This window comes from Erwinia sp. INIA01 (assembly GCF_025947915.1).
Taxonomy (GTDB): Bacteria; Pseudomonadota; Gammaproteobacteria; order Enterobacterales; family Enterobacteriaceae; genus Erwinia; species Erwinia coffeiphila.
In genome coordinates this window covers 138,880-151,744 of sequence record NZ_JAPDNC010000005.1, presented here as the reverse complement: position 1 = coordinate 151,744, position 12,865 = coordinate 138,880, and the positions used below count along the sequence as shown (strand labels likewise).

The following is a 12,865-nucleotide window of genomic DNA, read 5'->3' as shown; positions in this document are numbered from 1 at the left end:
TTATTCCCGTTGCCGCAAAGCCGCCGGAATTTGCCAATAATGACTGAGAAAATGTCGCAACACGAAAAGCTGTTTGAAGAAGCCTTCGACTTGATTATTCGCCTGCACGGTGATCCGGGGAATCCGGCCGCGCGCGAACTGGCCGAACGTTGGCGCGCGCGCGGCAAAGAGCATGAGGCGGTGTGGGCCGAAGCCGTTCATCTGCACGGCATGACCGGCAGGGTGGTTCAGGCCCGCAGCCAGACCGTTGCGCAGCCGGTGGGTATTTCTCGTCGGCGCTTTGTGCTGGGCGGTTCCGTTGCCGTGGCGGCAGCCGCTACCGGCCTGGCGCTGGCACCCGGCGTTCTGTTGCAGATGAAAGCCAGTCATTTAACCTCGACCGGCGAAATCCAGCAAATTCCGCTGGAGGACGGTTCAGAAATTATTCTTGGCCCCAACAGCGCCATTGCTTCCCGTTTCACAGCCGATGAGCGCCGCATTGAACTCCTGAACGGAATGGCCTGGCTTAATGTTGCCGACGACGCCCGTCGGCCGTTTAACGCGGTGGTGGAAGGGATGCAGGTGGTGACGCAGAAAGGGGCTTTTGACCTCAGCCGCGATGCCGACCTGCTGACCGTTGCCGTTGAACAGGGCGCGGTGGACGTCGCCACTCCTGGCCTGTCGCTGTCGCTAAACGAATCGGTCACCGCCGGCAGCTGGCTGTCGCTGGATCGCGATGGCGGTCTGGTGGAGCGCGGCACCCGCAATCCGCAGCAGTTTTCGTCCTGGCGCAGCGGCATGCTGGTGGCAGAGAGTGAAACGGTGGCCGCCGTGGTAGCGCGCATTTCCCGCTGGGTGCCGGGTAAAGTGCTGATTGCCAGCCGCGAGCTGGGCGAACAGCGTATCAGCGGCGTGTATAACCTCGCCAATCCGCAGCGTGCGCTGGCGGCGGTGATCCAACCCTACGCCGGAAAAGTGCGCGAAATTACCCCCTGGTTGACCATTATTTCCGCAGTCTGAAAAAAAATTTAAAATTTCTCAGAAAAATCTCAACTCTCGTTCGTTTTATTAAGTAAGAACTGGCTCGGATACGAATCCGCAAAGCCAGCGTACTGATTAATAACACCTGCGGAGTTAAAATGAAGTCTGTGAAGTGCAAACGCGCGGAATCGCGCAACGGCAAAAAGTGGCTGGTGGCAGCCGTGTTCCGTACCAGCGCAATTTCTCTGGCGCTGATGTCGATGCAGCAAAGTGCGTTTGCGCAAACTTCGCCGGTCTCCTTCAATATTCCGGCTGGCTCCCTTTCCGGCGCTATCGCCGAGTTTGGCCGCCAGTCCGGCGTGCAGGTCAGCTATCCACCGGAATTCGCCGCAGGCAAACAGTCGGCGGGCGTCAAGGGTGCCGTCTCGTCGGAAGCGGCGCTGGGCCGCATTTTACAAGGCTCCGGGCTTTCATATCAGTTTGTGAACAGCGACAGCGTCACCCTGGTTAACGGCGGTGCGGCGGCCAACACGTCTGCGTCTGCATCAGCGGCGGACGACTCGCTGCTGCTGGGCACCATCACCGTCACCAGCCGCGCGGGCAGCGATCCGGCCGATGCGCCCTGGCAGGGGGCCAGCTCTCGCGCCCACCTCTCCGCCGAGCAGGTTGAGCGTTTTAGCGGCACATCTGTTGGTGATTTTTTATCGGGTATCCCGGGCGTACTGAACGGTGACGGCCGCAACTCCGGCGCGGTGGACGTGAACATTCGCGGCCTGCAGGGGCAGGGGCGCGTACCGGTGCTGGTTGACGGCGCCAGCCAGGAAACCACCGTCTATCAGGGCTATAACGGCTCCACGGCGCGCACCTATATCGACCCGGACTTTATCGGCTCGGTTGATATTGAAAAAGGGGCCAGCATGGGGGCCGATTCTACCGGCGCGGTCGGCGGGATTGTGCGAATGAGCACCATCGGCGTGAAGGATATCCTGCTGCCGGGCCACGATTTTGGCGTGCGTCTCAAAGGTAACTTTAATACCAACAGCCGCAGCGCGCCGTCGCCGGGCACCACCGGCGGCCTGACCAACCTCGGCACCTATTACAGCTGGGATGAGTTCCCGAGCGGCTTCGGTGATTCATCCGGGACAAATCGCCCGTCGGCGCTGAAACCGACCGGCGGCTCCGGCAGCATCGCCATCGCTGGCACCACCGATGCGGTGGATGTGCTGGCCGCCTATGCCCAGCGTTATAACGGCAACTATTTCGCCGGTAAACGCGGTGGAGACGATGCTCACGCGGTGATTTCAGGCCCAACCGGGCCATTCGGTGAGGTTAACGTCACCGACGGTAATCCACTGACGGCATACCGTGCGGGCGAGGAGGTATTAAACACCTCGCGCGATACGGAGTCATGGCTGCTGAAAGGCACTTTCCGCTTCCAGGACAACCAGAAGTTTGAGCTGGGCTACTCACGCTATATGACCCGCTACGGCAATATTCTCGGTTCGCAGCTGATGAGCTACTTCAATTCGCAACCCTATCAGGGATTGCTGAGTACCATCGATCTGGCAACATGGACCGGTCGCTACAGCTGGAAACCGGAAGACAGCAACCTGATTGATGTGAAGGTCGATACCTTCTACTCCGACGTAGACAACCGCGTTAACTCTGTATTCAACAGCTCTGGCACGCTGTATCCGCAATACTTCTGGCTGGCGTCGAATCGCTGGGGCGGCAACGCGTCGAACACCTCACGTTTCTATAGCGATATTGCCGATGTGACCTGGCAGTATGGCGGTTCATTTACCCGTGAAAACGTGGGATTGCCTGACGGCGTGGATGAAGCGACCATGTCCGGATCGCGTTTTGGCTGGCGCAAAGAGTACAGCGGATTCAGCACCCTTGAAGTGAAGCCGCTCGACTGGGTGACCCTGAGCGGAAACCTGCGCTATTCCACCTTTGAAAGCTTTGACCGCAGCCCGACGCTTGAATCGCCGTTTACGCGCAAAGATCACGGCTGGTCACCGATCTTCAGTCTGATGGTGGAGCCTCTGGATGGCTTCCAGGCTTATGGTAAGTACGGCAGCGTTCTGCGTTCGCCAAGCATCTTTGAATCGATCACCGGTCCGTCATTCTCGGTACCCACTGCGGATAATCCGGTGGCGCCTGAACGCAACAAGAGCCTTGAGTTCGGTGTTAACTATCTGATGGATGGCGTGTTCTTGCCGGATGATAAGCTGCGTTTCCACGGGGCCTGGTTCAGTAACCACATCGACAACTACATCACGCGCGGAAATATCAAACGCTATACGGCCAGTGGACGGGAAAACTACCAGCTGGGCCGCATGAATCTGGACTATGCAGAAATGCGTGGCATTGAGCTGTCCGCACAGTATGACAGCGGACGGGTGTTCGGCAGCGTGGCGTGGAATCACTACACCGACATTATGTTCTGCGCCAAAGACGGCGTAATACATCCAGCCGCCAGCCGCTGTGCGCCGGGTGGCCTCTACAACAGCTTTGCGCAGCAGCAGGTCCCGCCAAAAGATACCGTGACGGTAAACCTGGGATCGCGCTTCCTGGACAGCGATCTGACTGTAGGAACACGTATTAGCTACATCGGCAGCCGTTTTGTTGAGGGGCTGGGTGCGGACGAAGGGCTCGGGCAGGTTTCAGGTATGTACTCCATCGCGCCGTCGGACTGGAAGCCTTACACCCTGGTCGATCTCTACGCCAGCTACAAACTAAACCAGAACGCCACCTTCGATCTGTCGGTGGATAACCTGACCGACCGTTACTACGTCGATGCGCTGAACACCATTCCGATCCCTGCGCCAGGCCGTACCGTGCGCGGTGGCGTGACGCTGAAATTCTGATGTTAAACAAATGCCGCCTGCCGCAGAGCAGGCGCATGGGAGAAAATCAATGAGCGATGTGAGTACCCAAACCGAAAACCTGACCCGCGCGCAGCGGCTGAAGGTGGCCACCACCAGCAGCCATGACAGCCTGGATCAGCGCATTATGGCGGGCGACCCGTTTGCCAGCCGCGAACGTTACGGTCTGTTTGTGAAGGTGCAGTACCAGTTTCATCGTGAAATCGATGCATTGTATGAATCTGCGCTGTTGGAGCCGCTGCTGCCTGATTTAGCCGGGCGACGTCGCTTCCCGCTGATTGGCCAGGATCTGGCCGACCTGGGGCAGGAACTGCCGCAGCCGGAAAGCGCAACGGCATTCAGTACGGCGGAAATCCCGGATATTGCCAGTGCTCTGGGCTGGCTGTACGTGGCGGAAGGCTCCAATATCGGCGCCGGTTTCCTGATCAAACAGGCGGAGAAGCTGGGGCTGTCCGGCGAGTTTGGTGCGCGCCATCTTGCCGGTGCGCCGGAAGGGCGAGGCCGCCACTGGCGTACCTTTACCGCCGCGCTGGACCAGCTGCCGCTGGACGAAGCCGGGGAAGCGCGCGCAATTGCCGGTGCGCAGCAGGCCTTTGCCCGCGTGCGTGAGTTGGTTGAACACTATTATGTGCGTTAGGCCATAGAGCCACACAGGCAGTGAACAGTCGTCCAGGACGTTGAGATTGTCAGTTAGCTGTTTTGCTGGTGGAAAGGATGCCTGCCAGCTGTCAGTCGTTGTGCCCGAACACAGGGAGTGTGAGGGAGTAAAAGCAGTACCCGAAGTAAGCAGTACGAGTAAGTAGTAAATCCTCCCGACGTCAGGAAGGATTGTACCTACATTATGTAATGATAATCATTTGTGTTTTCATTCAATGTATTTCCACTTTTAACCTATGCTTTTCAGGAAAAATGAAATGAATCAGATTATGAAGAAATCAGTACTTGCTCTTGCTCTGTTTGGCGCAGCCGGTGCTGCTCAGGCCGTAGTCGTCACTAACCAGAGCTACACGGAAACGGGTGGGATTCGCGTTGGTCAGACAACTGCAGCTGTACCGACTCCTGCCGCCGGCGTTGATGGTCAGCTGTATGGTGCCAAAGCTACCTTTACTCACTTTGCTTCACCGACCTATCAGGATGCGAGTGGGGCATTCCACTTCAGCGGTCGCGAAATGGTGGCGGATGGCGCACCGGGTCCTGCGGGTCCTGGCCCGGATCACACTAAACTGGGCGTATGGTCATTTGCCCAAGTCGGTACTCAGGACGTCTGGTTCGGCGAATGGGATGGCGAAGCCACTTCAGGCGCCGTGGGCACCAAAACGGCCGGTACCCACACGGTGTTCTACGCGGGTGAAAACGGTGACGTAGCCACCACGCTGCCAACGGCTGCACCGGTTAGCTACACAATTAAGTCCATCAATCAGTACAGCGGCACGCTGCCAACCAGTACGCTGAGCGCCAACTTCAACACTAAAGTGGCCAGCTCTTCCGGTGACATCAACTTCACCGGCGGCACCATCAGCACTGTCGGTACTGATGTGCGTCTGGCAGCAACCAGCGTAGGCGTGCTGAGTGCTTCCGGCACCGGCGGTACGCTGGACGGTAAATTCTTCGGCACCGGTGCCAGCGCAGTGGCCGGTATCGTTAAGTTTGCCGATCGCAACAAAGATACCGCATTCGGCGGTACTAAGAACTAATCCGGTGGCGAATCTCACCACCTTACGTGCAGGGATCAACCCCTCAGCGGGAACGACGCTGATGGTCTGATTCGCTGCCTTCCCGGGAGCAAAGGCCGCTGGTCTTTGCTCTTTTTTGCGTCCGCTCTGCCCGTTCCGAGCGGCACCGTTGCCTCAGGGATCATGATCTATGCCGACCGTTCCGTTACCCGTTGCCCGCTACTTTACACCGCGCCGCGCCGCACTCAGCCTGATTGCGCTGCTGATGGCCTCCGTTACCGTCACGGCGGTGGCGCAGGAGCGTGAAGATACGCGGCGCATGCTCGAAATGAGCATTGAGCGCCAGGGGGCCGAACGCGAGCGCGAAATACTGAAAGATGAAACGGCCACTGGCCAGCGGCCCACGCTGACCATTGACGGCCAGACCTACCAGGTGGAACACACCGCCAGCGCGCTGGGCCAGGCGCTCTATCTTTCACTGCAGTATCAGCAGTGGCAGGCGGCCAACCGTTTCCTGCAGGAGTACCTGACCCTGCCGGATCGCGACCCGCTGCTGGAACACTATGCCCGCGGAATGCTGGCGCGGGTGGTGGGCGATAACGACACCGCTATTACCGAATTCCGCAAGCTGCTGGCACAGCAGCCGGACTTTATTCTCGGCAGGCTGGAGCTGGCAAGAACGCTGTTTGACGATGCGCAGGAGCGTGAAGCGAAAGAGGCCTTTGCCGATGCGCTGGCGATTATCGACGCCCGCGATCCGCAAACCGCCGGGGTGCGCAAAACCATCGGTGCCTACCAGCAGGCGCTGGAAAAACGCGGCGACTGGAGCGGCTCGTTCTCCTTCGGCCCCAGCTGGAGCGACAACGTCAACCGCACCTCCGCCAGCCGCACCTGTCTGATTAGCGACAGCACCGGTTTCTGCTACTACGAGCGCGCGCTGCCGGAGGCGTTAAAAGCCACCGGCACCGATTTTGACTTCAGCGTTCAGCGCCGACTGGCGATAAAAGGGCATCACGGCGTGTATCTGCGCTCGCTGCTGTACGGCACGCAGTATCGCAATCACGGTGAATTTAACGAAACCACCGTGACGTTACAGGGCGGCTACAGCTATCGCGATGCGCGCCAGCAGCTGATGCTGGCCCCGTCGTTTGAATATTACGAGTGGGGCAACGATGCGATGTACGGCGCGCCCGGCGTGCACGGCGAGTGGAGCTATATGCTGTCGTCCGCCTCGCTGGTTAAGCTGGAGGCGGATTATAAAGACATGCAGTATCGCCGCGCCGACTACGCCCGCAACTTTGACGGCGCGCAGCAGTCGGTGTACGGCACCTGGTACCGTGAGCTGACGCCGGGCTGGACGGTGTTTGGCGGGCTGGATTTTGTCAACAGCCACGCGAAGGACCCGACGGCGGAATATCAGCAGAAGGGCGTGCGGCTGGGGGCCTCGCTGCGCTTTGATGCCGGGTTTGACGGCACGCTTTCCGCCTCATATCGCCAACGTGACTATGAGTTGTACAACCCGCTGATTGAAGTGCGTCGGCGCGACCAGGAGCAGAACTATACCCTGGTTCTGCGTGCGCCGCGCTGGGAGCTGGCCGGATTTGTTCCCAGCCTGACGCTGCGGCACAACCGGGTGAAAAGTAACGCCGACTGGATCTACTCCTACAACCGCAACGACGCCAGCCTGAAGCTGGAGTACAGCTTCTGATCGGGGAAGCCTCTCAGATCGCAATCGCCTTGCCAGCGTGCAGATAACGCTGGCCCGGTGGCGAATCTTAAGCTGAGGTCCGTGCGGGCGTGATTCGGGCTGACAGTCAGGCCTTCCCGACTCGGCGCGGCGTCTCGCGGCGGAAGCCCAGACCGATCATCCAGCCGAAAACGTAAGGCAGGAAGCGGTAGCGTTTCACGATGCGCGGTATCGGGCTGGTCTGGCCCGGCTCACGTTTTTTGCCGCTCATCTTAATCTGAATAAACTGGGTGGCGCAGGTCGGGAACTGGCGGCGGCGCTGCACCTTATTCAGCTGGTGCAGGCTGACCTCGCCATTGAGCAGCGGGCGGGTGAGCAGGTTGGCGGTGGCGACCGCGTCCTGGATCGCCAGGTTCACCCCCACGCCGCCAATCGGTGACATGGCGTGCGCGGCGTCGCCGATGCACAGCAAACCCTCTTTCGCCCAGCTGTCGAGCCGATCAATACGGATCTCCAGCAGCCGCAGCTTGCTCCAGCGATCCAGCTCCGCCAGCCTGTCGGCGGGGAAGGGGGAAACCGTGGCGACCTGCTGCTTAAAGGCATCAATACCGGAGGCCTCCAGCTCGCCAAACTGGCCCTTGGTAATGGAATAGCCGCACTGCCAGAAACTGCCGCGATCGATCATAATAAAGTTCTGCTTCGGCCCCTTATGGCCCATCCCCCACTGCGGGTCCTCTTCGCGCTTATCCAGGCGGAACCAGACTACGTCTCGCGGCGCGCCGAACGATTTTCCGCTCAGCTGCGCTTTTTCCCGCACCTTTGAGTGGCGGCCGTCGCAGCCGACCACCAGCCGGGCACGAATCTCACGCGTCTGGCCGTCGGCAATCGCGCGCACGCCGCATACCCGGCCATCGGCAGTGATCAGATCGTCGAAGGCACAGGATTGCAAAAGGGTAAAACCGGGAAGGGCGCTGGCGCGCTCGGCGAGAAAATTCAGGAAGTCCCACTGCGGCATAAAGGCGATAAATTTGCACTTCACCGGCAGGCGGGTGAAGTTTGCCAGCGTCACCTCTTCGCCACCGACCTCGGCCTGTAGCTTTTCGGCGCGCTGGTGGGGCAGCTTCAGCAGATCCTCAAGCAGCCCGAGGTGATGCATGATCTGCAGCGTTGAGGGGTGAATGGTGTCGCCGCGAAAATCGCGTAAAAAGTCGGCGTGCTTTTCCAGAACCACAACCTGCACGCCTGCCCGTGCCAGCAAATAGCCGAGCATCAAACCGGCAGGACCACCGCCGACGATGCAACAGTCGGCGGTGAGCGTTTCCGCTGTCCGATCCATACAATCCACCTCTGCAATGCGATAAGTGAATTATATGATAATGCTTATCATTATCTATATCGAGTCATGATTCGCCTGCGGGTGAGGATTATTTAATTTCCACCGCGTAGTCTGCCACCGGGGTGATTTTTTTAATCAGCTTATTATCAAACAGGAACTGCTCGTAGGCCTGGTAGCGGGCGGTGTCCAGATGCGCCGGATCGCGGGCGAACAGCGGCAGTGATTTCTGCCACGCCTGGCGGTTCAGATCGGTGTTCAGCTCCGGGTGGCTGCTGGCAAAGGCCTTCCAGGTTTCCTGCGGGTGTGCCTGAAGATAGTCGTTACCCTTCTTCAGCGCGGCGAGGAATTTGGCAATTTTCGGCTTGTTGACGTCATCGCGGTTAGCGACAATCACCAGCTCGTCATAGGCCGGAACGCCGTAATCTTCCACGTTGAACACCTTAGGATCTTTGCCCTGGATTTGCACTTCCAGCGCCTCGATATTGCGATAGCCGCCGATCACCGCATCCACCTGGCCCGCCAGCAGCGCACCGGTCAGCTGGAAGTTGACGTTAACCGGGGTGATATCGGCAGAGGAAATTCCCTCGTGCTTGAGCATGGTGCCCAGCGTGGCTTCTTCAATGCCGGTCACCGAGAAGCCGACCTTTTTGCCTTTCAGATCGGCAGGCGATTTAATGTTTTTATCCAGCGTCATCACCGTGTTTAGCGGCGTATTCACCAGCGTGCCGACGCGTACCAGCGGTAATCCCTGGTCGGCGAAGAAGTGCAGCTGCGGCTGATAGGTGATTGCCAGATCGGCTTTCTTTGCGGCCACCAGGCGCGGCGGCAGGGAAGGATCGGACGGCGGCACGATCTTCACGTCCAGCCCTTCGGCTTCAAACGCGCCAATCTGCTCGGCAACGATAATCGGCGCGTGGTCCGGGTTAACGTACCAGTCCAGCATCAGCGTGACGTTTTCCGCCGCGGCGGCGTGGCCCGCAATGGCCGTTCCCAGCAGCAGGGCGCAGAGGTTCTTTTTCATTGCTGTTATTCCTTGTTATGTCGTTTGCAGGTGATTATTCCGCCGTCCAGTTAATCAGGCGGCGCAGCAGGCTATCGACGGCAACCCAGAGCAGCACCGTCATCAGAATCAAAATAAACAGCGCGGCGAACAGCTGGTCGGTCTGCATCCGCGCATTAGCGTTGAGCATCAGATAACCCAGACCTTCGGCCGAGCCGACCCATTCGCCGATAATCGCCCCGATGGGGGCCACGGCGGCCGCCATGCGCAGCCCGGTGCCGAAGGCGGGCAGCGCCGCCATCAGCCGCACGTGGCGCAGCAGCGCCCAGGGGGAAGCTCCCATCGTGCGGGCCAGATCGAGGTAGTCGTTATTCACCCGGCGCAGACCATCAAAGAATGCCGAAGTGACGGGGAAGAAGATCACCAGCACCGCCATCGCCACCTTGGCGCTCATGCCAAAGCCGAACCACAGCACCAGCAGCGGGGCGAGGGCAAACACCGGGATCGCCTGACTGGTCAGCACCAGCGGCATCAGCCAGCGCTGTAAGCGTGGGGAAAACACCATGCTCAGCGCCAGCAGTGCGCCGAGCAGAACCCCGAGCAGCAGGCCGCTGACCACCTCCGATGCTGTTACCAGCGAGTGGTAGGCCAGGAATCCGCGACCCTCCCACAGCGCCTGCGCAACGGCGGCGGGCGTCGGCAGCAGAAACGCCGGAATATTGCTCAGCGTAGCCAGCCACCACAGCAGTACCAGACCGATAAACACCGTCAGCCCGCGGCCCCATTTAGCCAGACGACTGTCCTGTTGATGGCTCATTCTGCGGCCCTCACCAGCTGTTGCAGCAGCTCGGCCTGACTCTTCAGCAGGTCGGCATCATCCGGCGCGCGCGGCGGCAGGCCACCGATATGATGGCTGTCATCAATACCTGCCGGATGCGGAGACAGCACCAGCAGCCGGTGGCTGAGGCGGCAGGCCTCCATCGGATCATGGGTGATCAACAGCACGGTATGGTCGGCCAGCAGCTCGGCCGCCAGGGTCTGGATGGTGGCGCGGGTGATGGCATCCAGCGCCGAGAAAGGCTCATCCATCAACACGATCGGCTGGCGCTCGTACAGCGTACGGGCGATCGCCGCGCGCTGCCGCATCCCCCCGGAGAGCGCGGCAGGGCGGTCGTCGCCGTGGCCGCTCAGTCCGACCTGTTCCAGCAGATGCTCCGCCCAGGTGAGGTCGGCTTTTTCCCCGCGCAGGCGAGGGCCGAGAGTGATGTTTTCCCGCACCGTCAGCCACGGATAGAGCAGATCCCGCTGGCCCATATAGGCAATGCGCCCCGGAACCGGCAGGCCGTCGCTGGCGGTGACCGAACCTGACGTGGCCTTAGCCAGCCCGGCGATAATCTTCAGCAGGCTGGTTTTCCCCGCGCCGCTGGCGCCAAGCATGGCGACGAAGGTACCGCCCTCAATGCGGAAGTTCAGCCGCTCAAAGATAACCCGGTCGCCGAAGCGCAGGGTCAGATCGCGGATGTCTATGCCGGGGCGGGAAATCACGCCGTTCACCACGCGTTAACCGGGTTGTCGACCGCGTTCAGCCCCATCTGCCAGAAGGCGCCTTCCAGCCGGGTGGCGGTCGTGAAGATTTCACTCAGCCGATCGAAACGGGCGTCGGCACCGCGCTGCTGGCCCACGCGGTCGAGCAGCTCAATCGCCGCTTTCACGCCGTCCAGATAGCCCTGGTCGCTGTAGTTCTGCATCCACGAAGCGTAAGGATTACCCTCCATCACCGTGGCCGGGTCGGCCAGCAGGCGCAGGCCAACTTCCGCATAGCCCGCCACGCAGGGCAGCAGGGCGGCCAGCAGTTCCAGCGCATCGCCCGAGTGGCCGATATCCAGTACGTAGCGGGTGTAGTTGATGGTTTCAGTGGCTTCCTGCTCGTGTTCCATCTGCGTTTCGTTCAGGCCCCATCCGGCGCAGTAGCCGACGTGCAGCGGCAGTTCGGCGACGATGTTGTTCAGCGATCCGGCGGCGGCGCGGATGTCCGGCAGGGTGTGGAATTTGGTGACCAGCAGGGCGTAGGCGCGGGCGAAGTGGACGAGGAACAGATAGTCCTGGGTCAGGTAGCGGCGGAAGGCAATTTCCGGCAGCGTACCGGCACCCAGCTGTTGCAGGAACGGGTGGGCGACGTAGTGTTCCCAGTGCGGTCCGGCATTTTGACGGAGGCGACCAAACAGACCGAATTCGAACATTGAAGCAGGCATAAGATCTCCAAAATCGTGGTGGAGATCCGGGGTGCGGCGGCGGTGTGAAGAGGCAAATACCGATCTGTGTTTGCCAACCCGTCCCTTCGCTGGCATGACCCAGATCAGGTTCAAAGGGTTCGGCATTGCTGCCATCTCAGCCCGTTACAGGACACCCCTCGGAGGCGGTTGTTATACGATATTTATTTTTTGATTACAATCGATTGATTGGGGCCCGTGTTCCAGCAGGCTGGTTGTTCCCCCGGTCGGTCGGTCCTCGCGCCGCTGCGCGGTGCCCTCACTGCGGTCGTCAGCCTGTCGGACCGTCAGAGACGGGCCGTCCATGGCCCGGCTCTGACTTTCCCCCGCGTCCATGCGGGTGAATCCTGGCTTCCTCGCTTCGTTCAGCGCTGCGGATTGCCCGCTCGGGGGAACAGCCAGTCTGCTTTTGACTCAGGAGTTGTTTGTAAAGGAAACATGGCTTCGTGCTTTGTATGATAAATGTCCACTGATGGGGACTTATGGAAGCTCAGCGTTCCATTTGACCGGATGCTTTACGGAATCTCAGTGTTCCAGCAGGCTGGTTGTTCCCCCGGTCGGGCGGTCCTCGCGCCGCTGCGCGGTGCCTTCACTGCGTTCGTCAGCCTGTCGGACCGCCAGAGACGGGCCGTCCATGGCCCGGCTCTGACTTTCCCCCGCGTCCATGCGGGTGAATCCTGGCTTCCTCGCTCCGTTCAGCGCTGCGGATTGCCCGATCAGGGGAGCAACCAGTCTGCTTTTGGCTTGAGTGTTGTCTGAAAGACAGACCTGGCTTCCTCGCTTCGTTCAGCGCTGCGGATTGCCCGCTCGGGGGAGCAACCAGTCTGCTTTTGGCTTGGGTGTTGTCTGAAAGACAGATCTGATTTCTTCGCTCCTTTCAGTGCTGCGTATTACCTGACCGGGGGAGCAGCCAGTGTGCTTTTGACTTAAGTGCTGCCTGTGGGAAGTCCGTGTTGTCGTTTTTTAAACCTGGCAGCGGATGTTTCAAACGCTGGAGCTGGTGGTTTGCATTTGTGGGTGTTTTTATCGGAGTTATATTCAAATTGAA

At 59.9% G+C, this 12,865-nt stretch carries 11 protein-coding genes and 1 riboswitch; of the genes, 5 read left to right on the top strand and 6 right to left on the bottom strand.

Going from position 1 to position 12,865, the window contains the following annotated elements; translation table 11 throughout:
• The first annotated feature begins 51 nt into the window (after window positions 1–51).
• The 5 genes from OMR58_RS10800 (at window position 52) to OMR58_RS10780 (ending at window position 7,232) form a co-directional block, all read left to right on the top strand.
• A complete protein-coding gene (locus tag OMR58_RS10800; RefSeq protein ID WP_234472124.1) occupies window positions 52–999 on the top strand; it encodes a FecR family protein in 948 nt (315 codons plus the stop codon).
• Window positions 1,000–1,118: 119 nt separating this feature from the next.
• The gene (locus OMR58_RS10795) at window positions 1,119–3,833 is read left to right on the top strand and encodes a TonB-dependent receptor (RefSeq protein WP_200564088.1); all 2,715 of its coding nucleotides are present in this window, start codon (window positions 1,119–1,121) and stop codon (window positions 3,831–3,833) included.
• 58 nt (window positions 3,834–3,891) lie between these two features.
• Window positions 3,892–4,488, top strand: a complete 597-nt coding sequence (locus tag OMR58_RS10790) for a biliverdin-producing heme oxygenase (protein WP_264545901.1) — start codon at window positions 3,892–3,894, stop codon at window positions 4,486–4,488.
• 277 nt (window positions 4,489–4,765) lie between these two features.
• Window positions 4,766–5,545: a Slam-dependent surface lipoprotein gene (locus tag OMR58_RS10785; protein WP_264545900.1), complete on the top strand. Its 780-nt coding sequence runs from the start codon at window positions 4,766–4,768 to the stop codon at window positions 5,543–5,545.
• A 169-nt stretch (window positions 5,546–5,714) separates the two neighbouring features.
• Window positions 5,715–7,232 (top strand): surface lipoprotein assembly modifier, encoded by a 1,518-nt coding sequence (locus tag OMR58_RS10780; protein ID WP_264545899.1) that lies wholly within the window; start codon window positions 5,715–5,717, stop codon window positions 7,230–7,232.
• A gap of 106 nt (window positions 7,233–7,338) precedes the next feature.
• On the opposite strand, the gene OMR58_RS10775 is transcribed toward OMR58_RS10780, so the two are convergent.
• The 6 genes from OMR58_RS10775 to OMR58_RS10750 all read right to left on the bottom strand — a co-directional run bounded on the left by OMR58_RS10775 (window position 7,339) and on the right by OMR58_RS10750 (window position 12,483).
• On the bottom strand, window positions 7,339–8,547 hold the full coding sequence (locus OMR58_RS10775; protein WP_264545898.1) for an FAD-dependent oxidoreductase: 1,209 nt from the start codon (window positions 8,545–8,547) through the stop codon (window positions 7,339–7,341).
• A gap of 88 nt (window positions 8,548–8,635) precedes the next feature.
• Window positions 8,636–9,568 (bottom strand): ABC transporter substrate-binding protein, encoded by a 933-nt coding sequence (locus tag OMR58_RS10770; RefSeq protein WP_264545897.1) that lies wholly within the window; start codon window positions 9,566–9,568, stop codon window positions 8,636–8,638.
• Window positions 9,569–9,602: 34 nt separating this feature from the next.
• On the bottom strand, window positions 9,603–10,364 hold the full coding sequence (locus OMR58_RS10765) for an ABC transporter permease (RefSeq protein ID WP_264545896.1): 762 nt from the start codon (window positions 10,362–10,364) through the stop codon (window positions 9,603–9,605).
• Window positions 10,361–11,092: an ABC transporter ATP-binding protein gene (locus OMR58_RS10760; RefSeq protein WP_444861311.1), complete on the bottom strand. Its 732-nt coding sequence runs from the start codon at window positions 11,090–11,092 to the stop codon at window positions 10,361–10,363. Before OMR58_RS10760 ends, OMR58_RS10765 begins: the two co-directional genes overlap by 4 nt.
• Window positions 11,093–11,097: 5 nt before the next feature.
• Window positions 11,098–11,799 carry a thiaminase II gene (gene tenA / locus OMR58_RS10755; RefSeq protein ID WP_264545895.1) on the bottom strand — a complete coding sequence of 234 codons (702 nt, stop codon included), beginning with the start codon at window positions 11,797–11,799 and terminating at the stop codon, window positions 11,098–11,100.
• Window positions 11,800–11,863: 64 nt separating this feature from the next.
• Window positions 11,864–11,968, bottom strand: a riboswitch (TPP riboswitch).
• 374 nt (window positions 11,969–12,342) lie between these two features.
• Window positions 12,343–12,483 carry a hypothetical protein gene (locus OMR58_RS10750; RefSeq protein WP_264545894.1) on the bottom strand — a complete coding sequence of 47 codons (141 nt, stop codon included), beginning with the start codon at window positions 12,481–12,483 and terminating at the stop codon, window positions 12,343–12,345.
• Between the last annotated feature and the right edge of the window lie 382 nt (window positions 12,484–12,865).

Bases quoted from the DNA above. Each gene is read 5' to 3' on its own strand.
- OMR58_RS10770 (WP_264545897.1), bottom strand. From the start codon at position 9,568: ATGAAAAAGAACCTCTGCGCCCTGCTGCTGGGAACGGCCATTGCGGGC.
- OMR58_RS10750 (WP_264545894.1), bottom strand. From the start codon at position 12,483: ATGGACGCGGGGGAAAGTCAGAGCCGGGCCATGGACGGCCCGTCTCTG.
- OMR58_RS10785 (WP_264545900.1), top strand. From the start codon at position 4,766: ATGAATCAGATTATGAAGAAATCAGTACTTGCTCTTGCTCTGTTTGGC.
- OMR58_RS10775 (WP_264545898.1), bottom strand. From the start codon at position 8,547: ATGGATCGGACAGCGGAAACGCTCACCGCCGACTGTTGCATCGTCGGC.
- OMR58_RS10765 (WP_264545896.1), bottom strand. From the start codon at position 10,364: ATGAGCCATCAACAGGACAGTCGTCTGGCTAAATGGGGCCGCGGGCTG.
- OMR58_RS10780 (WP_264545899.1), top strand. From the start codon at position 5,715: ATGCCGACCGTTCCGTTACCCGTTGCCCGCTACTTTACACCGCGCCGC.
- OMR58_RS10795 (WP_200564088.1), top strand. From the start codon at position 1,119: ATGAAGTCTGTGAAGTGCAAACGCGCGGAATCGCGCAACGGCAAAAAG.
- OMR58_RS10800 (WP_234472124.1), top strand. From the start codon at position 52: ATGTCGCAACACGAAAAGCTGTTTGAAGAAGCCTTCGACTTGATTATT.
- tenA (WP_264545895.1), bottom strand. From the start codon at position 11,799: ATGCCTGCTTCAATGTTCGAATTCGGTCTGTTTGGTCGCCTCCGTCAA.